Genomic DNA, 20,242 nt, shown 5'->3' on the forward strand with positions numbered 1-20,242 from the left:
GGGAAATGGGATTTGTTATAGGATCGAGTTCGAGATAAAAGTGAGCCCCGGTCAGTTCTCTGCTCGGGGCTTACTTTTAATTACGCAGCAAATTTTGTTGGTAAAGCCAAGGAAACTTAGCAGCAGTTTCCCATTGCCGGTGCAATCGAAAAGCCTTGCCCGTGCGCATTGGTAATGTAGTCAATCTGGTTGTCCTCGGTGTAGGGCAGGACATTTTCTGCAATCAGCAGTTCAATGCCGTTGATCGTGACGGTCGCTTTTTCATCGTTTGATTCATCCAGAACCAATCCCAAATTGGGACCGCCTCAGCCAAAGCCTTCAAAAATTACCCGGAGACATTTCCCGGGATTTTTCTGCAGCAACTGTCTGAATTGCTCACATGCTGTTTCGGTGATTTTCAACATAATTAAGGTTACCCCCTTTCAATTTTTATTAGATGCAAAAGTATTATATCTATATATATAAAGTGTCAAGGTTGATCTACTGTGATAATTCTCAAAAATAAAGCCGTAATGGCACGCAATTCCTTGCCATAATCTGACCGTTGTTATATTATTTTACGCTAATTATCGGGGGAATGTTTTGTTCCTTCCGGAAACTTTTTTTGCTCTGGTATTTAAATCATGCGCTTAATAATCCTCTTTTTATTTAGTTGGCTCAGTTGCGGAATGTTTTCTTTCGCTAATGCTGTGGATCTTGGGGATTCTGTGCAGATTCACGGTTTTGCTTCTCAGGGGGCGTTGCAGAGTTCCAACAATAACTTTTTGGCCAGTAGTCGCTCAGGTACTTTGGAGTTCACGGATCTCGGTTTAAATGCCAACTGGGCAATCAATGACAGTCTGCGCCTCGGTGGACAGGCATTTTATCGTAACCTGGGTGATTATTCTGAAGATCGCATTCAGGTTGATTGGGCTCTTCTTGATTACCGTCCCTTTAATATGTTTGGCGTTCGACTCGGTAAAGTCAAACTGCCGATCGGCTTATACAACGAAACTCGCGACAGTGATTTTCTTCGATCGACGATTTTTCTGCCGCAGAGTATTTATGATGAGAGCCGCCGTGATACCAACCTGGCCTATGTCGGCGCTGGCGTTTACGGCAGTGTTCCGCTAGGGGCCTGGGGCGATCTGGATTATCATCTCTTTATCGGTGAGACCGATTACCCCAAACAGAGTATTCTGGCTGAAAGTACCGAGCAGTCGCTCCTGTCTTCAATTACTAAAAACAACAATCTTCCTGTCAGTAAACGTAATCCCCAGATCCCTTCGGTATTGACCTCCAGCGAACGAAAAAGTGAAGGCCTGTATGGTGGTGCAGTAGTTTTTAGCAGTGCCGTCACCGATCTGCGCCTTGGCTTCAGCCTGCTGCACGCGGAAAATAGTATTTATGTCAATGGTGCTTCGCAGCCACTGACCGAGTCCACTATCCGCACGAAATTTGTCCTTTCTCTCGAATATGCCTGGAATGACTGGTTGTTTGTTAGCGAGTACGGTGAGAGTGATCGACAAACACTGTCGGCAGGGGTTCTTAATATTGATGGCCCGTCGCAGTCATGGTACGCCATGCTCAGTTATTCCCCTTTTGATAACTGGACTTTTACTGCTTTGTACGATGAGTTTTATCGTTTGAAGTTTGACAAGGATGGTGAAACCAAACCTCAATCTCCTGCTTATATGGGCTGGCGCAAGGACCTTGGGATCGCCGTTCGCTATGACATTTCTGACAACTGGAACCTAATGGCTGAGTATCACGCCATTGATGGTGGGGCGATGCAGATGTCGGTAACCAATGCCGCTGGTGTCGATCGCTACTGGAACTATTTGGCCACTAAAATTTCTTACAGTTTTTAAGTCTGGTTAGGGGTTTTTTTGAGAGTGATGTCCACCATAAATGTTCTATTCCTCCTGTCATTGCTGCTGGTTTTTGCCAGCGTTGCAAGTGGGCAGGAGTATGTCGTGGTGGTGCACAAAGACAGTCCGATCGATTCCTTGTCAGCTAAAGACATCAAACGGATATTTCTTGGTAAAAATAGGAAGTGGCCGGATGGTTCCCCTATTACCATCATTCTAAATCCGCAAGATAAGAGTCATGCGGAGTTTACTCGTGAACTGTTGCGTAAATCACCCCGTCAGTTAATGACTTACTGGCGCAAGAATCTTTACAGTGGGCAAGGTATGCTGCCCCATTCAGCGACGGATGCAGGGCATGTCCAGGCTTTGCTTGCCAACAACAGTCATGCCATCAGCTATCTATCTAAAACATCGCTGGGTGATTTTGTTAAAGCACTCGAGGTGATCGAATGATAGTTCGTTTCAGTAGCATACGTTCTAAGGTCTGGCTTTGCGTTTTGACAGCACTGGCTGGATTCTTTATCTCTATTCTGTTCGGTTTTTATATCAACCTGGTGCAGTACGATCGACTGTCGCATATGCAGAATTCTCACTGGCCGCTGGTTTCTAGCGGCGATCGACTGCTCAGTGTTTTTCAGCAGCAGAGTGAAAAGTATGAAGATGCCTTTTTGCTTGGGGAAGACGATCTGGCTCAGCAGGCAATATCGCTGCAAGTGAAATTTTTAACCAATATCGACAGCTTGTTGCTCAGTGTCCAGAGGATTGACGACAGCCCCGTTACGGTAAAAGAGCTGCTCACACTAAAGCAGGACTATCTCGCGCTGATGAAGATGGCTATCGAGATGCGTCCCAATATTTCTGCGGGTGAATTTTCTGCTGCGGAACAAAAAAAGATTCAGCAATTCGGCAAGATGCAACAAAGCCTGGAGGGGCGGGTAGAGGCGTTTGCCATAGAATTGAACCGTTCGATGCTTGACGAAATGGATGAGAATAAGGGCAGTGCACTTTACAATCTCATTTTCCTGATGGTGCTCTTTTTTCTCGGTTTACTCGCGGCCATTCTTACGGTTAATCGGGTCGCTGGATCCTTGCTGCTCTCTCCCTTGTCGATGATTTTGAGTAATGTGCGGCGGTTGGAGTCAGGGCAGGAACTTGAAATGCCTGCTGCCTCTTTTCCGTCGGACGAAATCGGCCGCTTGGCGACAGCCTTCTGGCATACAGGTGAGAAGCTGCGGAAAACCACTGTTTCCAAGCGTTATGTCGATAATATTCTGAGCAATATGTCGGGCGGCCTGGTGGTGGTGAAGCCTGATTTGACGATTGATAAAGTCAGTCAGCAGACCTCCCGGTTGTTCGGTTACCGTGAGCAGGAGCTGCTTGGCCAACCGATTGAAATATTGATTGCACCGGGAGAGGATTCGATTATCAGTTCTTCCCGGATTGATGAACTGCTTGGCGTCGGTATCGTTAAGGAGGTCGAAATGACCTGTATGGCGCGCGACGGTATGCAGTTTCCTGCCCAATTTTCTGGTTCAGCCATGTACGATGTGAATGGCGATCTGACCGGGATAATCGGAATTTTTACCGACATCACCGAACTGAAGAAGGCCCAGAACGAACTGATTCAGATGGCTCATCACGATGCCCTGACCGGTTTGCCGAACCGTTACCTGTTTTTTGATCGGCTGGTCTGTACTCTGCAGGACGCCAAGCGGCATAACCGGATATTTGCGCTGCTGTATCTTGATCTCGACAAGTTTAAGGAGATTAACGATAGCATGGGGCACGATGTTGGCGACATGGTTCTTAAAGAGGTCAGTAATCGACTGCTTAAAATATTGCGCGCTGACGACACGGTGGCACGGATGGGGGGGGATGAATTTCTGGTGATCCTCAATGGTCTGCAGTCGCCGGCAGATGCACAGGGTCTCGCCGATAAGGTCATTCAGGGCATCGCTGAACCATTTACTTTTGGTACCGTAGAACACCGCTTAAGCGTCAGTGCCGGTATCAGTATCTTTCCACAGGACGGAACCAGTATTGATACCTTAATCAAACAGAGTGATACCGCGATGTATCTCGCCAAGCACCGTGGCGCTAACAGGAATTCCAGCATCGAGTTGTAGTGCCATTTTCCATTCCTTTCTCTTCCAAAAAATAAAACCAACAGTCTAACTCCCCTTCAGATTGTCATGGGCTAAAGCACGGTCAATTGTGCTTGTATGTGGTGATATGTATAGCCGGATGATACTATAATTAACGGTGCAACTCTCATTGCCAGTGCAACCAATCGTCCCTTGTTTCTAACCTTCTGATTCCTCAGGTCTTTTTCCAAATCAACAAATAAGTGCGCAACTGTGGTTGCACTTCGCAGATACTATTTGCCAGCCCTAACAGTCCTGATAAGTCTTTTGATAACGTGTTGTTGTACTTCATTACGCCGTTGGCACTGCTTTTGCGAGTAGAAAATATCAGAAATGGTGAGGTGGTGTACTCGACCTGACCAACGATGACATGTCGATAGAAGATTTCTGATGTTTTCGAGTAGATGCAACTGAGTCTGGAGTAGAGCTGTAAGCAGGAGGCGGCAGCTTTTCTCCACATCAACATGAAGGGAGGAAGTGTTGTTGAGGGGTCATCTGCGGGTGGCCAACAATGTCGTTTCCACTAAATGTTAATAGGAAAAGGAGATTTACGGATGAATGTATTCAAAAAAATTGGTCTTGCTACCGTGGCAGCTATTGCATGCGTCAGCATGGCAAACGCTGGTGTTATCACCGGCTGGAACATGGGTAATGTCGCAACCGATCCCGGTCCCTACGTTTTGGACGAAAACTACCAGAGCACCCTGTTTACCGACACCGCTAAAACCGCGACCAACGGCTTCATCGGCTGGACAGAGTCTGACGTTCTGGCACCCGGCATGAAAGTCGTCACCGGCGACGATCAGGATGGCTCTAACTGTATCATGACCACTGGTTTCAATCCGGGTGATGGTTCCGACAAGATGTGTACCGACGATCTTAAATACAGCAAGCGTTTCAAGCTTAAAGGTGAGCTTAACGCACCGATGGATATCACCTTCAACGTAGCGGAAGGCACCACCGGCCCCTACAAGATTCTCCATAAGTACAGCGACTACACCACTGTAAACTGGGATGAGTTCACTCTCGAGCTCGGCTTCATGGTTGACGGCAGCTTCGTTAAATCGACTGTTGGTGATGGCCTCGGCTTCAGTGATTCCCGCGGCCGTGTGTTCTCTGGTTCGGTTACCTCATACCAGAGCAAAGCCGACGTCCTCTCCGGTTACTTCTCCCAAGGATTGGCTGGCCCGGCTGACAAATACCATCCTGAGCCTGGCTACTTTGACACCACGACTCGCATGAGCTACGGCCTGATCGCGACCGAAGATGATATCGTCAGCGATGGCATCTCCTCCAACTACTCCGACCTGTTCGGCACCTGGAACACCATCTACAACGCACCAACTGCCTACTACTGGGATGATGACAACGATCCGCTGACCGACGACCTGCTGATGGCTAACTGTCAGGGCGAGTTCGTTATCACTGACGAAGTTGCTGAAACCGGTTACTGCGCTGGCCAGTGGGTTACCTACCGTGAGTACCCAGGTCTTGAAAATGGCGTTCCTGGTGATTCAGCAGGCGTACCGACTCCAGTTCCTGCCGACATGATCGCCGCTTGGGACATCGACACCATGTACCACACCGGAGCGATCGAAGATCTTTCCAACCTCGGCCTGACCTACTGGATCAAAGTCGATGATACCAGCAGCTGGCCAGTTCAAAGCTTCACCATGCGTTTTATTCCGATCCCTGCTGACGCACCGGTACCGGTTGAAGTCTGCACCGATGGCATCGATAATGACGGTGACGGTGCCATCGACTGTATGGACAACGACTGCTCTGCAGATCCAATCTGCTCACCTCCAACTCCGGAAGTTTGTGATGACGAGTTGGATAACGATCAAGATGGCATGACCGATTGTGCTGACAATGTCGATTGTCAATTAGCTGCTAACTGCCAAGCTCCAGTTTCTGAAATCTGCACCGACGGTATAGACAACGATGGCGACAGCTATGCTGATTGTGCCGATCCTGACTGTGCCGGTATCGCTGGCTGTGGTGCCGAAGGTAAGTTCGACACTTGCTCCGATGGTTTCGACAACGATGGCGACGGTGATGTTGACTGTGTCGACTCCGGTTGCTCAAAAAATAAAGCTTGTCGTTAAATTCTCGCTGTAAATAAGCAAAAAAACCGTAGGGCTTTGGCTCTACGGTTTTTTTGTTCTGGTGAAAAAAGAGATTTTAAAAAGAGATTTTATCTCGATTGTGTTGTTATTTTAGCAGCTTTCCCCCGGATATATCTATTTCCTCTTTTAAAGCCGAACTTTAAATGGTATTAAATGGAGTTCTTTTTTGCGGGTGATATTCGTCTGGTAGGTAGTTGTTTTATCCAGTGAGATGACTTTGTTGGAGGAACTTCTCAGTGGACCCAAATGCCAGTGATGTTGTTTTTTTACTTCTTTTCATTTGACTGTATACCCGCTCAGAGATTAAAAATAGGGATGGCTATTTGTTTAATTAGATTTTCTGACAATAGATAGAACTATGCATCAGCTTGAAAATAAAAACGTGGACTCCACGAACGGATCAACAACGACAAAGAAACGACGTGACAAGGCCTCGGAAGGTCCGGTTGGGGTCGCTGCAACTTTTGATCAAAAGGGGTTGAACAGTTTTTTCGTCAACTACCTGACCACGATGCTGGTGATCGAAGGCCTGATTTTCTTTGTTTGCTTTGTCAATCACTTAGCAACCGAAAATTCCGTTTTCCCGTGGAAACCTTACCTGTTTGCCACCTTTATAACTCCCATCGCGATCACCTTTGTTTTTGGTCTGATCATCATGACCTTCAACAAGTATTTTTTTCGCGGAGCCGTAGAATCCCCTGACCAGGACAGCTACGCTGCCGATATCAGCCTCAATAAGGGCGATCGGTTGACCGGTTTTTTTCAGATTATTCACCGCTTGCCATTTCTGCTCAGTCTTCTGCTGCTTATCGCTGCTACGGCGATCGCTTATAAAATGGATGATATTGTCCTCTACGCAGCCCAAGCGGGAGCGGCAACGGCCCAGTACCTGTTTTTTACCTTGGTTGGGGTGCTGATATTTATCGCCCTCGGTATGGCCACCTGGATGATTCTCAGTTACCGTCTGCGGCACAATAAGATGACCACTAGCCATCAATACAAAATGCAACTGATGAACCAGTTCGGCATGGTCCTTCTTGAGGATGGCACCATGATCGATAAAAGCGGCAATGTTGTGTATCAGCAAGAGGTCGCGGCACAGCTGGGTTATGAGAGTGCCGATGATGAGGTTCAGCTTATCGAAGAGGTGACAAAAGAAAATTAACCCCCTTTGGTAGTTTTGAAGCAAGTTTAAACCCCGGTTACTTTGATGTAGCCGGGGTTTTTGTTTTAGTAAATTGACGTATTTATAGAAAGCGCTGATAGGCTGGGTCAGTGGTCTCTTCAACGTACCTGTAACCGAGATCAGCAAGGAAGCCCGTTAACTTGATTTCGTTGTTCGGTGGGATTTCCAGTCCGATCAGCACACGGCCAAATTCACTGCCCTGGTTTCGATAATGAAACAGCGAGATATTCCAGTCGGCCCCCATGTCGGCGAGGAAGCGGGTCAACGCGCCGGGACGTTCCGGGAACCAGAAACGGAACAGTCGCTCTTGGGTTGCCTCGGGTGAGCGGCCGCCGATCATGTAGCGCAGGTGGGTTTTGGCCAGTTCGTTGTCGGTCAGGTCGATGTTTGAAAAGCCTTCTGCCGTCAGGCGTGCGGAAAATTCTTGCCGATCCTTGCTGCCGCCGATCGAGACACCCATAAACAGTTGCGCCTGCTTGCGGTCGGCCAGACGGTAATTGAACTCGGTGATATTGGCACCATCAAGCACATGACTGCAGAAGTGGCGCAAAGCCCCGGTGTTTTCCGGAATGGTAACGGCAAATAAGGACTCGCGTTCTTCACCGGTCTGGGTTCGCTCGGAAACGTAGCGTAAGCGCTCGAAGTTCATGTTGGCACCGGAATTGATCGCCACCAGTGTTTGGCCGTTGATATTGTGCTGTTTTACGTACTGTTTTACCCCGGCCATTGCCAGGGCCCCAGCGGGTTCGACGATGGAGCGGGTGGCTTGATAGACGCTCTTGATCGCGCCGCAGAGCTCGTCGGTACTGACACGAACGATTTCATCAACATGCTGACGACAGAGGTCAAAAGTCAGTTTGCCGACTTTGCGGACAGCAACGCCGTCAGCGAAAATCCCCACGGAATCGAGAGTGACCCTTTTATCCGCTTTGAGTGATTGGTACATAGCATCGCTGTCGAGCGGTTCTACGCCGATGATTTTTACTTCGGGACAGAGCGCTTTGAAATAAGCGCCGATACCAGCGATCAACCCGCCGCCACCGACCGGGACAAAGACGGCATCAATTTTACCGGCGCTTTGCCGCAATAGTTCATCCGCCACTGTTCCTTGTCCGGCGATCACCAGTTCATCGTCAAAGGGGTGAATATAGGTCATGCCGGTTTTCGTCATCAACTGTTGGCATCGCTCGGCGGCTTCCGAGTAATTATCGCCATGCAGGATGACTTCGGCACCCAGAGCCTTGACCGCATCAACCTTAATCAGTGGCGTGGTGGCTGGCATGACGATGAGCGCTTCCAAACCCAACTGTCGGGCAGAAAAAGCGACCCCCTGGGCATGATTTCCGGCTGAGGCGGCGATGACTCCGGCAGCCTTCTCCAGGTTAGTCAGATGGGCGATTTTGTTGTAAGCACCACGTAGTTTAAAGGAAAAAACCGGCTGTAGGTCCTCACGTTTCAGTAAAATCTGGTTGTTGAGTTCTTGCGACAGGCCAACCGCTTTTTCCAGCGGAGTCTCTATGGCTGCTTCATAAACTTTTGAGGTCAGGATTTGGCGAATCAGTTTCTGCATGTTGGCTCCTTGCAATCAGGTCCCGACTAAATAGCACAAATCACTGTGCATGTCAGTCGCTATGCAGCGAAAAAAAGCGCAGGCACGCGGCTGTCAGAAATATCTGATCAAGTCGATTTACCTGCGCAAATGGTTTTATACAATGCACGACTAAGCTTAACGGAATGCAGTTAAGTTTAGTCGTGCATTAAACTGCTAGAAAATTTCTTTTGAAAACGCCTTAACGTGGCGCTTATTCCACCGCGTCAACCCATCTGAGCCAGTCAATCTGGCCGGTAAAGAGGTGTTTGGTGTGATTGTTGGCATTCGCGCCGATGGCGAAATCACCATCGACCGGGGTGATCTGATCGCCAGTGTAGAACTTCTGCGTATCCGCATTGTATGACTGGGCGGCATTGGAACAGTTGAGATTGCCAGCCCAGTTTTCGCCGCTTCCGGTACTGTCAGTCCCCTGGTCATCGATATAAATATCGGAGGGTAAGAAGAACTGATCGGGCGTGCCACCTGCCTTGTTGCTGTTCCAAACCACTTTGACCTGATACCAGTGATCAGAAACGATCGGACAGCTGTCGTAGTCGCTCAATACCGGTTTCCAGTTTTTACCGCCATGGTTGTCCTGCGGCCTGACCCAGAGGGCGATGGAAGCTGCGCCGTCCGGGGCGTTGTAATTAACCCAGCCATTGTTGCGCCAGACCGAGAGTTGATAGTTGGCAGCGCCGCTGTCTCTGGCCAGAATCCGGCGGATGTAGTTGGCGGTGCCTGCCAGCCCGGTCGGTTTGATGCGGGTTTCGATGGTCATGGCCGCATCCGCCTGCAAACAGGCATTGTTGTTCTCGAAGTCGAGGTAGTTGCTGACGCTGTCACCGAAGTAGTTGCTGCCGGTCAGGGTCCCGGAGCCATTGACCTGACCGGGGAGCATCGATTGGCCGTCGAAGGCGTAGCTGCTGTCGGGAGCTTCGTTGAGATCGAAACGGACCTCGCCGCTCGGACAGGCGGAGGACATGACAATCAGGGTTGCGCTGGTTGTGGCACTGTTGTCATGATCGTCGAAGATCTCTCCGCTGACTGCTGCCAGACTGTCGACGCCGAAGTCGTCGGTCGTATCGAGCGGTGTACTCAGGGTCAGGATGGCGGTGTTGCTGCCGGGGTTGTGGTTGACGGCGGTGATCGTCCGGTTGTTATCGCTGTCGGTCAGGCTGAAATCGCTGGTCTGCAAGGATCCACTGGCACCAGTTGTGGCGTAGATCTCTTCGGAGAAGGTCACCGTCAGCTGGTCGCTGTTGATGACTCCGCTCACGCTGCTGATATAGGGACCGGTTTCGGCGTCGAGGACGGCAAAGTAGCTGGCATCCTTGGTGATGTTCCAGACCTTGGCGTCATCGAGGCGACCGATGAATTCGTTCTGCCATCCATAGAAACCGCCGATGGAGAATTCCGAGGCGCACCAATGACTTTCGTAGCAGATGTCCTCATTCCAGGGACTGTTCTCGGAGTAGGCATAGATCGAGGTTTCCCCGGTACCCGGCTGCATGTAGTTGCCGCTGGCATCGCTGGTGGTGACATCCTCGCCGTTGACGTAGATGCGGATTCGACCGACGGATGGATCGCCGCTGTCCCGATCGGGACCGTCTTTATCGAAGGTGACTGCCACATGGCTCCATTGGTTCAGAGGCACGCCGATACTGCTGAAGGCGCCACGCAGTCCGGCCATGCCGTTCTGGCTGAAGCTGTTGTTGTCGATCTGTGAATTGAACGAGGCGCGCAGACTGCCGTTGACCTTGCGCAGATTGAAGACATAGCCGCCGTTGGCAGTCCCGGTGTGTTTGCTGAAGATGGTGTAGTCGCTGGCGGTGTCCTCGGTCGGGTAGACCCAGGCCTCCAGGGTGGTGTTGTATTTCATCTCGGTATAGACCCAGGTGCCGTGGCGGCCAGCGTCGGTGGACCAGTATTCGTTCCGCGTGCCGACCTGGACATTTTTGCCGCCATCAAGTACCAGCGCTCTGCCGTTGGCTCCGGCGGTGGTGAAGGAGCCAGCGGTGTCGTCCATCCACTTGCCGTGCATCCGCCAGCTGCCGGAGTCGTTGAGGTTGTTCTCGAAAGCGTAGTGCAGCACCAGTTCGGGATCGAAACTGCGGACCCCGCCTGAGCGGCCGGCCGAGCCCATACGGTGGATCGAGTCGGAGACGTGGCAGCTGGCAGTACCGCAGCTCATGCCGGCGTGCCAGTCACTGTAGTAGTAATGGCAGTTGTTGCACATGGTATTCCAGATTCGCGTTCCGGTACCGCCGTTGGGGTTGCTGCGCATCATCGAACTCTCTGGCGAACCATGGGCCTCGTGACAGTCGGTGCAGGAGAGGGCGAAGTTCGCCCCGGCGATTCGCTCATCGTGGTTGTAGGGACCGCGTGAGAAGATCTGGTCCCCTTTGCCGCGGGAGATAACCGGCCAGCAGTCCTCCTCGCCGCCCATACATTCGTCGCCGTCCCAGCCTGCTGCCTTGCCGCAGCCGTACCAGTCTGGGCAGGCACCGCCGCCAGGCGGAGAATCAGCAGCCCGCAGGCCGTGTGCATCGTTATTCCAGTTGATGCCGAAGTTGCTGTGGCCGCTAGCGGATTCGGCGTGGCATTCCAGGCAGAAGGTGGCGTAGTCGGGCAGCTGGTGTCCGGCGTAGCTTTCGCCCTTTGGAGTACTGTAGGTGCCGCCGTAATCGAGCATCTTCTCTCCCGGCTCATCGCCCCAGAGCTCCAGATTGCGTTCACTGTTGCTCGGGGTGCTGATGCGGGTGACCGGACTTTTGTCTTCTTCCGCCTGCCAGTATTTACCGGTGATCAGGTGGACGTTGTGGCAGCTGGTACATTCCAGTGTATAGGTACTGCTGTCGATGCCGAACTCGGTACCGAGATCGTGCTTTTCAACTGCGCTAAAAGCCTGCTGGATATCGTCGGCCAGCTCCGCGCCGGAGATGGCGTTGTTCTGCACCATGCCGTCGGTGTGGCACTGGTAGCAGAGTGCTTCCTGGCTGCCCTTGGTCATGGCCGGGCTGCTGGTGCCGTGAACATCGTGACAGTCGGAGCAGAGGGTGCTGTTGTGGGCAGAACCTTCGTAAGCAGCGGAGCTGGTGTACCAGAGCGGACCGCCGGTCGCCATGCCGCCGGTTTCGTGGCACTGGTTGCAGTTGCTGTTGTTCTGATCGTTCTCGTAGCCAGCCTTGAGCCTGCGGCTGGCAGGATTGGCACCGCTGACGATATGCAGTGCGGCTGTGTCGTGACAATCGCTGCAGGAACGGTTTGCGCCCGGATTTCCGGTTGACGAGCTGTCCTGCCAGGAGAGTTGCGCGTAACTGTTCTGGCTGCCATGGCCGCTGACGTAATAGCCGTAGCTGCTGTTGTCGCCCGCCTTGTTGGGGGCGGATTCGCCGGCGATCAGCGAGGGCACCCCATCGTGACAACCGATGCACCATTTTTCTTTACCAGCTTGTAAATTGCCAGAGGCAGTGTAGACGCCATCACGCCAGTTGTCCTTGGCACCGATGGAATCGGTCGTCGAGGTTATGCCGTCGAAACCGCCGCCGGCACTGTGGCAGCTATCGCAGACATCGGTTTCGGCGAGATCAAAACGACCATCACCATTAGCGTCGGTTCCCGATTTGAAGAAGGGGAAGTTGTCGAGGGTATGACAGGAGTCGCAGTAGATGCCAGGACCGCGTGCATCATCGCTATCCAACTCGGTATGGGTTGAATGGCTCTGCGCAGTTCCGCGCCCCTGGCTGGCAACGGTCCCGGCACTGTAGGGAGAGCTGGAATCGGGATCGAAGAGGGTTTCGGCATCGTGGCCATGGCACTCAACACAGCCGACGCCACTGCTGCCGCTGCCGTGCGCGAAACCGTTGTCATGGACGTGGCAGTTCGAACAGGCGGCGCGGCTCGCATCGTGCCCGGCCGAGAGGTTATCGAAATGGCAGTTCAGGCAGATACCGTTGTAGCCGTCATAGTTGCCGGCCGCAGGTGGCGTGGTGTAGTCGAGAGTGGCGGTGATCTGTTCTGGCGGCTGGGTTTCATCGAGCAGCGGTCGGTTGAGGGTTACCTGCTTTTTCAGCATGAAAAAGTTGGGATTGCCGTTTGGGTCGTACTCGTGGCTGCCGTGACAGACCATGCAGCCGATGGTCGGCGAGTTGCCGCCGTGACGGCTGTAGTTGTGACAGGTTTGGCAGAGGCTCTGGTCGGGGTTCTCACGCTCCGGGCCGTCATGCTTGAGCAGTCGACCGTCACCGGCGCTCAAGCTATCAACCTGTTCTTTGCCGTCCAGGGTCGTGGCGTCGGAATCGGTCCAGTGGACGCCGTGACAGCTGCTACAGGAAACCCGGTTGCCGTCCAGCAGATTGATGTCGCCGTTGCTGGCAAAGTTATCCGGGGCGCTGCGGAATTTATCCGGTTTGGCGGCGACCACGGCCGCGTAATCGGAGACCATTGGGTGGGTTTCGCGGCCGCGGTTATTCTGCACATCCCAGCTGCGGTGGCAGTCGAGACACAAGGCATCTGCAGTTTCGGCGCCGGTCCGCAACAGTTGTGGGTTGAGTTCTTGCTCGCCGTGTGGATCGTGGCAGCGGGAGCAGGTGACCTTGTCTAGGGAAGAGCTGGCGTTCAGCTCCGGTCGTTGTGGTGGCAGGGCTCCCGCTTCCGGATTGGTATCGCTGGACGACCACATGTGCGAGGTCTGATCACCGGGGACCAGATCTAGCGGGTAACTGCCCATCAGGTTGCTGGCGTCACCGGCCTCGAACAGGCCACTGGGTGTTTTGGTGTTTTGGGTGGGGTCGCTTAGCCGCTGGATCGGGACATTGTTGCCGTTACTGTGGCAGAGCAGGCAGAGGGTATCGGCTAATCCGTCTGGCGGTTCCATGGCGAATGGCGAATGGCAGTTAAAGCAATAGAAATCGTGCACAGCGGCCGCTTCGGCGACTGGCGCCAAGAGGCTGAGCACAGCCAGAAGCAGAAGGGGGGCCACGCTTGCGGATCGGAAGGGATAATTTTTAGTTGTTTTCAACCTCACTTTGCTTAGCTCCTGGATTGTCGTCATATTTGTTATGTATAAATATCTTTAGCAAAACATCTGCTCGATCTCTCTGACTCTGCCCGTAAGGTAGAGCAGGGGGCAGATGAGGTTTTGCATATTGAGCAGGATACGGACTGGTGCCGTCTGGCTGGACCCTTTGGAAGTCTTCACCTGTTTCTTCCTCGATCAGTGCACAAATTCATCGGCACCCATATCGTATCCCAGACCACTCGGCCTGGCATCACCGTCAATGTCGTCGGCTGGGGAAGTCATTGAAGTTGCCTAGTCGATTGCCTGAGAGTTCGGTTTAAGGTGGTAGTCTCCGTTGGTAGTGTCCACAAACAGCGGGTCAGCATCAATGCAGGTCGCATCGAAAGTGATACTGCCATCTCTTGTTGAAAAATTATTATTATGGCTCAACACATCGGAGTTGCTGAACGAGAAGGTATTGCTCGCGCCTAGCCATGCATATGCTTCATGGGCACTGGCTAAACCGGCGGCCTTGTTCCCCCAGAAGATGCTGCCATTTATAGAGACGTTAGACAGACGATTGTATATACCCCCGCCAATACCGCCTGCTGTATCGGTCAGCTGGTTGTTGCTGACGGTACAGTTGGTCATGTTCAGGTTGCCGATTGCACTGTTGTAGTTACCCAGAAAAACCCCGCCGCCATACCTGTTTGCGGTGTTATCGACAATGTTGCTGTTGGTCATGGTCGCCGTGCTGTTTTCCTTAAGGTACAGACCGCCGCCGCTTCCGCCCGAGGTATTTGAGCTGATGGTGACTTTATTGGCATCCACTTTGCCCCTTGTGCAATAGACACCGCCTCCAAGGCGGGTAGCTGTATTGTTGCTTATGGTTGTATTTTCAATGGTCAAACCAAGGCTGGAGTTTTGGAAAAAGACACCACCACCGTTTGCCGATGAGTTATCGCTTATAACACTGCCTGAAATAAAGTGGGGCCCACCACTGTTGTAATAAATGCCACCCCCATTTGCAGTATTTACATTATTGCGGATAACTGAGTCTTCTACGCTCAATCTGCTACTGGTGGTAAGGGATGTTATGCCGCGGCCGTTGTTTTCAATGACGCAGTTTTTAACTAAAACCCCGCCATTTAAGAGGATTCCTTGGCTATCGCCGCCGGATATGGTGAAGCCGTTAATCACCGGATTGCTTACGCCCTGGATATAAATAGTAGAGGCAGTATCGACAGGGGCTTGAATGGTGGTGACTTCAGGTCCGCAGATTGATTGCAGGGTGATATTACTGTTGTTTCCTTGGCCGGTCGTGTAGCTGAGATTCTCAGTGTAGGTCCCTTCATAGACCAGAATTGTGACATCATGGGTGATAGCGGACTGGATGGTTTCTCCAGAGTGGATGGCAACTGCATCGATCACCTTTACTGTACGTGCAGTTGTGGCCTCGCCGACGCCATCGTCAGAACCGTCATTTGCATGGAAACGATAGTCGTAGCTGCCTGCCGGAGATATGACCGTGGTGTATCGGTACCGCTTGCCATCGCTGCAATCGGTGTCTGACGGGTCATCTTCCGACATCTCATGCTGTTCCGTGCCACTGTAGCCGCTGCCATCCAGATCGATCCAAACTTGGACAGTTCCCCCGGACGGACAACCGTCGGGGTCGGTATAGTTGACGGCAAATTCAAAATCCTCGCTTGCTGCACCGAGGGCTGGCTTGACACCGCTGGTCACACAGATGCCATCCTGCCATTCCAGCAGCGGAGGAGTATTGGCGGTTGAGTTGACAGTTACCCAGTTATCGATTACCGGCCCGGCATCACTGGTTGCCGTATCCAGACCGTCAGTTGCGTAGAATCTGTAGTTATGTGGCCCTGCATTTGTCAGTGTTCTGGTTAGTTTATAGATTTTACCGTCAGTACAATCCGTATCCCCTGCATTCTCTTCCTGCAGGTTGTGTTTTTCTCCGGTCTCGTAACCGTTATTGTTTTCGTCTATCCACACCTGGATATTATTGCTCCCGCTTACAGCACAGTCACCGTCTGCATCGGTATAGCTGATACGGAAAACGTATTTACTCCCCAGACCGCCGGTATTCGGGGACACGCCGTTTGTTCCAAAATAGGTTTCTCCTGTCCAGGACAGGACAGGGCGGTTGTTGGATACGGATACGGTCAGGTCTGCCCCTGAGGGAAATTCGACCGTATCTCCACCGCCAACGGCATGGAAACGGTAGGTAAAGGTATTTTCTCCAGTCTTGTACAAAGGAATATTGACGGAATAAAGCTTGCCGTCCTCCCAATAATTCACATCCCGAGGATCGATCTCGACCATGTCGATCGTCTCGTCCAGGTCTGGATCGCCATCATTATTTTCGTAAGTACCATCAGCGTCTTTATCTATCCATAACTGGATAGTCGATGGAGCATCATTGTTGATGTCCGCGTATTTGATGCGGAAAGAGAAAACACCCCCAGCATCAGCGTTTTCCGGATTAACTCCGTCAGCGACATAACCGTTTTCACCGGTCCAGTCGAGGGTCGGGGGTTGCATGGAACCGGGCTGGAAGGGTTGTGTGCAATCAGGATAGCCAACATCACCTTCAACACAGCGATTATCAGCAACCATGCCCGGTATGTGGCAACCGGTACAAACATTGCCGGCAGAATAGACCCGCCAGATGTTCCCGGTGCTGGCTGACAACGGAATGTTTTCTGGTTCCGGCGCAGCACCGGCCCAGGCAAAAACCGCTAAATCTTCATTGCCATACCAGATCTCCAGCCCCGGTTCCCGGTCTATCAGTTTGCCGTTACGGATCATGGCTAGGTTGGTCGAACCATGCACGTTGTGACAGGTGATGCAGGTTGTCCTGCTGGCAGCGACCAGGTCCAAATCGCCATCCCCGTCGATATCCGCACGTTCTGAGAAGTCATAATCAGCTGGCCATATTTTGAAAAACATACCGAGGTGGGACGAATGACGGTTTATGAAAGAGCCATTATTCCGGTCGGAAAAGTTTGTATTAACGTTAGTGCCGTCAGTAAAAGGCCCGGAATCATGACACTGGGCGCATAACCTGAATTGATCAGTAGTGTTTTCTACCCAGCCGAGCTTTGGGATTTCCATAGGATCTTGCCCGCCAACCATTTTGAGCCGATAACTTGTGCTGTACTCTGCAGGGTCACATTCGGTTTGATCAACACCGCAGTCAAATGTCCTGGCGTCTCCGTCTATATGGGCGGTCGAGTAATCATGACATGAATCGCATTCTATCGGTCGGCCGGCAAGAGTCTCGATGCCCCCCTTGGACGGGAAGGTTTCACCAGCCTTTAAGCCGTGACCGGTCTCGTAATAACCCCAGCCGGTGCCGTATTTATAGGAACCGTCCTCGTCGCCGATCACGTTGGGTGCATAAACTCCGCCGATCTGGGAAGGCTCCTCGTCATGGCAGCTGGCGCACCATTTGTCCTTGCCCGCCAGCAGGCTGCCATCCGTGGCATAGGCACCGGTTTGCCAGATCTGCTTGGCGCCGACCGCTGGATCGACCAGGCCATTGTAACTCCCACCGGGAGAGTGGCAGTTGTCGCAAACATCGGTTTCTGCCAGGTTGTAACGACCATCGCCATCGGCATCGGTCCCCGATTTGAAGAAGGGGACGTTGTCGATATCATGGCAGGAATCGCAATAGATGCCCGGTCCGCGCAGATCGTCGCTATCAAGTTCGGTATGGGTTGAGTGGCTCTGGACGGTACCGCGACCCTGACTTTCGATTTCACCGGCCGTGTAAGGCGCGCTGGAGTCGCTATCAAAGAGGGTGCCGGCATCGTGACCGTGGCACTCGATACAGCCGATACCGCTGCTGCCGCTGCTGCCGCTGCCGTGAGCGAAACCATTGCCATGAACGTGACACTCGGAACAGGCTGCGCGCCCGGCGTCATGCCCGGCCGAGAGGTTATCGAAGTGGCAGCTTAGGCAAATGCTATCGTAACCGTCATAGTTGCTGGCCGCTGGCAGCGTCGTATAGTCGAGATTGGCGGTGATTTGCTCGGCCGGTTGGGTTTCGTCGAGCAGCGGTCGGTTGAGGGTCACCTGTTTCTTCAGCATGAAGTAGTTCGGGTTGCCCAGCGGATCGTACTCGTGGCTGCCGTGGCAGACCATGCAGCCGATGGTCGGCGCGTTGCCACCATGCCGGCTGTAATTGTGACAGGTTTGGCAGAGGCTCTGGTCGGGGTTCTCGCGCTCCGGGCCGTCATGCTTGAGCAGGCGTCCGTCACCGGCGTTTAAGCTGTCGATATGCTCCTTGCCGTCGAGGGTTGAGGCGTCGGAATCGGTCCAGTGTATACCGTGGCAACTGGTACAGGAAACCCGATTCCCAGCGACCAGATTGATGTCTCCGGTACTGCCGAAGTTATCGGGCAGTATCCGCATTTTGTCCGGTTTGGCAGCGACCACTGCGGCGTAATCTGCCACCATCGGGTGGGTTTCACGACCGCGGTTGTTCTGGATATTCCAACTGCGGTGACAGTCGAGACACATGGTGTCGGCGGTCCCGGCCCCGGTCCGTAAGAGCTGCGGGTTGGTTTCCTGAAGGTCGTGCGGGTTGTGGCAGCGTGAGCAGGTGATCTTGTCTTGCGAAACATCGAAGAGGCCATTGTTAAGTTGTGCCTGTAACGGTGGCAGGGCACCGGCTTCCGGCTTGGTATCGCTGGATGACCACATGTGCGAGGTCTGAATACCGGGGGGCAGGTCGAGCGGATAACTGCCCATCAGGTTGCTGGCGTCACCAGCCTCGAACAGCCCACTCGGGGGATTGGTGTTCTGGGTGGGGGCGCTTAGCTGCTGGATCGGAACATTATTGCCGTCACTGTGGCAGAGCAGGCAGAGGGTGTCGGCTAATCCGGCTGGCGGTTCGACGTTGAATACCGGGTGGCAATTATCGCAGTGAAAATCATGCACCATGGCCGCTTCGGCGACAGGCGACAGCAGAAGTAGCAAGGAAAAAAACAGCAGAATGCGCAGCTCGATTATCATCAGCCTATTTCCAGCTTTGGTTCGCTTGTTCATATCTGTCTCGCCTTCTCTCATCACTGCAACAGTGTCGCGAGCTCTGCCGCTGTTGTGGCAAATTCCGCTGCCGCAGCAGCCAAATCTCCATCTGTCTTATTGACCAGTCTGCCGGTAAGATTGGCGACTCTGGTCAGATTTCCTTCGCCTAGCGCGCCGGCAATTCGATTGAGCAAGGCTTTGTGCTTACCGTTGGCTAGCTCGCGCAGTTGCGCTACTTTTGCCTCGAGTTGCTGCGGAGTTGGGAGTGGTGCCGGGCTGGTCTCTTCTATCGTCGGCGGATTTTCGTTCAGAATAGGGGGCTCGGCGACGTCGAGATCGAAAATGCTGATTCGACCGTCACTGTTGGCAACCAGTAATCGGCCGCTGCCGGGCTGACTGCCGGGCAGATAGGCCAGGCCGCGCGGCTGCCAGAGTTGGCCGGCGGTATGACCACTGAGCAGCAGGCTGCCGAGAAACTGGCCGTTGTTGCTGAGTATCCGCAGGTTGCCGGTTTTTTTGTCGGCAACATAAGTTCGACCGGCGTCATCGAAACCGATCTCGCCGACGAAACCGAGCTTTTTCTCGCCAAAAGCGTCGTCGAAATTGAGGGTCCGCTGCAAGGCGCCGCTGAGATCGAAGACTTCCACCCGACGCTGGGAACTGTAGGTCTGGATGCCGTCGGCGACATAGACGGTATTGTTGACGCGATCGACCGCCATGGCAAAGATTGAGGCGAAGCGCCCCTGTCCGAAGCTGTACTGTAGTTGTCCCAGAATCAGCTGTTCACTGTTTTGCAACTGGTAAGCTTTGATTAAGCGCTCGCCGCTGTCGGCGACGAAGACCCGCCCTTGGACGTCGATGGCAATTGATCCAACCAGGCCGAACTCGTTTTCAGCACCCAGTTGCCCAATCTTTTTGCCGCTTTCGGTGTCAACGATATTTACGTTGTGTCGATCGGCGATAAATAGCTGGCGACCATCGGCGGAGACTGCCAGGCCGGAACCGAAGACCGGGACACTGTCGAAGCGACCTTGGTAAACGCCGTCAGGATTGAACTGCAGCACTGCTTGCTGGCGTCGGTCGGCAACAAAGAGGTTGCCGGAATCATCGACGGCGAGCCGGGTGGGGGCGGTCAATCCTTCGCGCAGTTCGGTCAGGGGAACGATGGTCGGCTGTTCGGCAGCGTTCAGCGGGCCGGCGAGGCTCAGTGCCAGCAACAGTAGCAAGCCCGCAAGACGGGTGATGATCTGTTTCATGTACCTACTCCTTCTATGCCAACGCGTGG

The 20,242-nt window shown here is 52.9% G+C and carries 10 protein-coding genes; 5 read left to right on the forward strand and 5 right to left on the reverse strand.

Annotation, left to right across the window (positions count from 1 at the left end; translation table 11 throughout):
- Positions 1 to 116: 116 nt before the first annotated feature.
- Positions 117 to 404: an iron-sulfur cluster biosynthesis family protein gene (locus ACZ5PT_RS12080; protein WP_464263289.1), complete on the reverse strand. Its 288-nt coding sequence runs from the start codon at positions 402 to 404 to the stop codon at positions 117 to 119.
- A gap of 303 nt (positions 405 to 707) precedes the next feature.
- On the opposite strand from ACZ5PT_RS12080, the gene ACZ5PT_RS12085 reads away from it, so the two are divergent.
- The 5 genes from ACZ5PT_RS12085 to ACZ5PT_RS12105 all read left to right on the forward strand — a co-directional run bounded on the left by ACZ5PT_RS12085 (position 708) and on the right by ACZ5PT_RS12105 (position 7,288).
- Positions 708 to 1,850, forward strand: coding sequence for a hypothetical protein (locus ACZ5PT_RS12085; RefSeq protein WP_464263290.1), 1,143 nt, complete (start codon positions 708 to 710; stop codon positions 1,848 to 1,850).
- A gap of 27 nt (positions 1,851 to 1,877) precedes the next feature.
- Positions 1,878 to 2,303, forward strand: a complete 426-nt coding sequence (locus tag ACZ5PT_RS12090; protein ID WP_464266734.1) for a substrate-binding domain-containing protein — start codon at positions 1,878 to 1,880, stop codon at positions 2,301 to 2,303.
- Complete coding sequence (locus ACZ5PT_RS12095; protein WP_464263291.1) at positions 2,300 to 3,976, forward strand: diguanylate cyclase domain-containing protein; 1,677 nt, start codon at positions 2,300 to 2,302, stop codon at positions 3,974 to 3,976. The genes ACZ5PT_RS12090 and ACZ5PT_RS12095 overlap by 4 nt, the downstream gene beginning before the upstream one ends.
- Before the next feature lie 572 nt (positions 3,977 to 4,548).
- Positions 4,549 to 6,102, forward strand: a complete 1,554-nt coding sequence (locus ACZ5PT_RS12100; protein WP_464263292.1) for a choice-of-anchor F family protein — start codon at positions 4,549 to 4,551, stop codon at positions 6,100 to 6,102.
- Between the two features lie 379 nt (positions 6,103 to 6,481).
- Positions 6,482 to 7,288 (forward strand): hypothetical protein, encoded by an 807-nt coding sequence (locus tag ACZ5PT_RS12105; protein ID WP_464263293.1) that lies wholly within the window; start codon positions 6,482 to 6,484, stop codon positions 7,286 to 7,288.
- 82 nt (positions 7,289 to 7,370) lie between these two features.
- On the opposite strand, the gene ilvA is transcribed toward ACZ5PT_RS12105, so the two are convergent.
- The 4 genes from ilvA to ACZ5PT_RS12125 all read right to left on the reverse strand — a co-directional run bounded on the left by ilvA (position 7,371) and on the right by ACZ5PT_RS12125 (position 20,213).
- The gene (ilvA, locus tag ACZ5PT_RS12110; RefSeq protein WP_464263294.1) at positions 7,371 to 8,879 is read right to left on the reverse strand and encodes a threonine ammonia-lyase, biosynthetic; all 1,509 of its coding nucleotides are present in this window, start codon (positions 8,877 to 8,879) and stop codon (positions 7,371 to 7,373) included.
- Positions 8,880 to 9,111: 232 nt separating this feature from the next.
- On the reverse strand, positions 9,112 to 13,881 hold the full coding sequence (locus ACZ5PT_RS12115) for a cytochrome c3 family protein (RefSeq protein WP_464263295.1): 4,770 nt from the start codon (positions 13,879 to 13,881) through the stop codon (positions 9,112 to 9,114).
- Between the two features lie 330 nt (positions 13,882 to 14,211).
- Positions 14,212 to 18,942 carry a right-handed parallel beta-helix repeat-containing protein gene (locus tag ACZ5PT_RS12120; protein WP_464263296.1) on the reverse strand — a complete coding sequence of 1,577 codons (4,731 nt, stop codon included), beginning with the start codon at positions 18,940 to 18,942 and terminating at the stop codon, positions 14,212 to 14,214.
- Positions 18,943 to 18,995: 53 nt separating this feature from the next.
- Positions 18,996 to 20,213 carry an NHL repeat-containing protein gene (locus ACZ5PT_RS12125; protein ID WP_464263297.1) on the reverse strand — a complete coding sequence of 406 codons (1,218 nt, stop codon included), beginning with the start codon at positions 20,211 to 20,213 and terminating at the stop codon, positions 18,996 to 18,998.
- Positions 20,214 to 20,242 lie beyond the last annotated feature (29 nt).

Source organism: Desulfuromusa ferrireducens (genome assembly GCF_055389805.1).

Bases quoted from the DNA above. Each gene is read 5' to 3' on its own strand.
- ACZ5PT_RS12090 (WP_464266734.1), top strand. From the start codon at position 1,878: ATGTCCACCATAAATGTTCTATTCCTCCTGTCATTGCTGCTGGTTTTT.
- ACZ5PT_RS12095 (WP_464263291.1), top strand. From the start codon at position 2,300: ATGATAGTTCGTTTCAGTAGCATACGTTCTAAGGTCTGGCTTTGCGTT.
- ACZ5PT_RS12100 (WP_464263292.1), top strand. From the start codon at position 4,549: ATGAATGTATTCAAAAAAATTGGTCTTGCTACCGTGGCAGCTATTGCA.
- ACZ5PT_RS12105 (WP_464263293.1), top strand. From the start codon at position 6,482: ATGCATCAGCTTGAAAATAAAAACGTGGACTCCACGAACGGATCAACA.
- ilvA (WP_464263294.1), bottom strand. From the start codon at position 8,879: ATGCAGAAACTGATTCGCCAAATCCTGACCTCAAAAGTTTATGAAGCA.
- ACZ5PT_RS12120 (WP_464263296.1), bottom strand. From the start codon at position 18,942: ATGATAATCGAGCTGCGCATTCTGCTGTTTTTTTCCTTGCTACTTCTG.
- ACZ5PT_RS12125 (WP_464263297.1), bottom strand. From the start codon at position 20,213: ATGAAACAGATCATCACCCGTCTTGCGGGCTTGCTACTGTTGCTGGCA.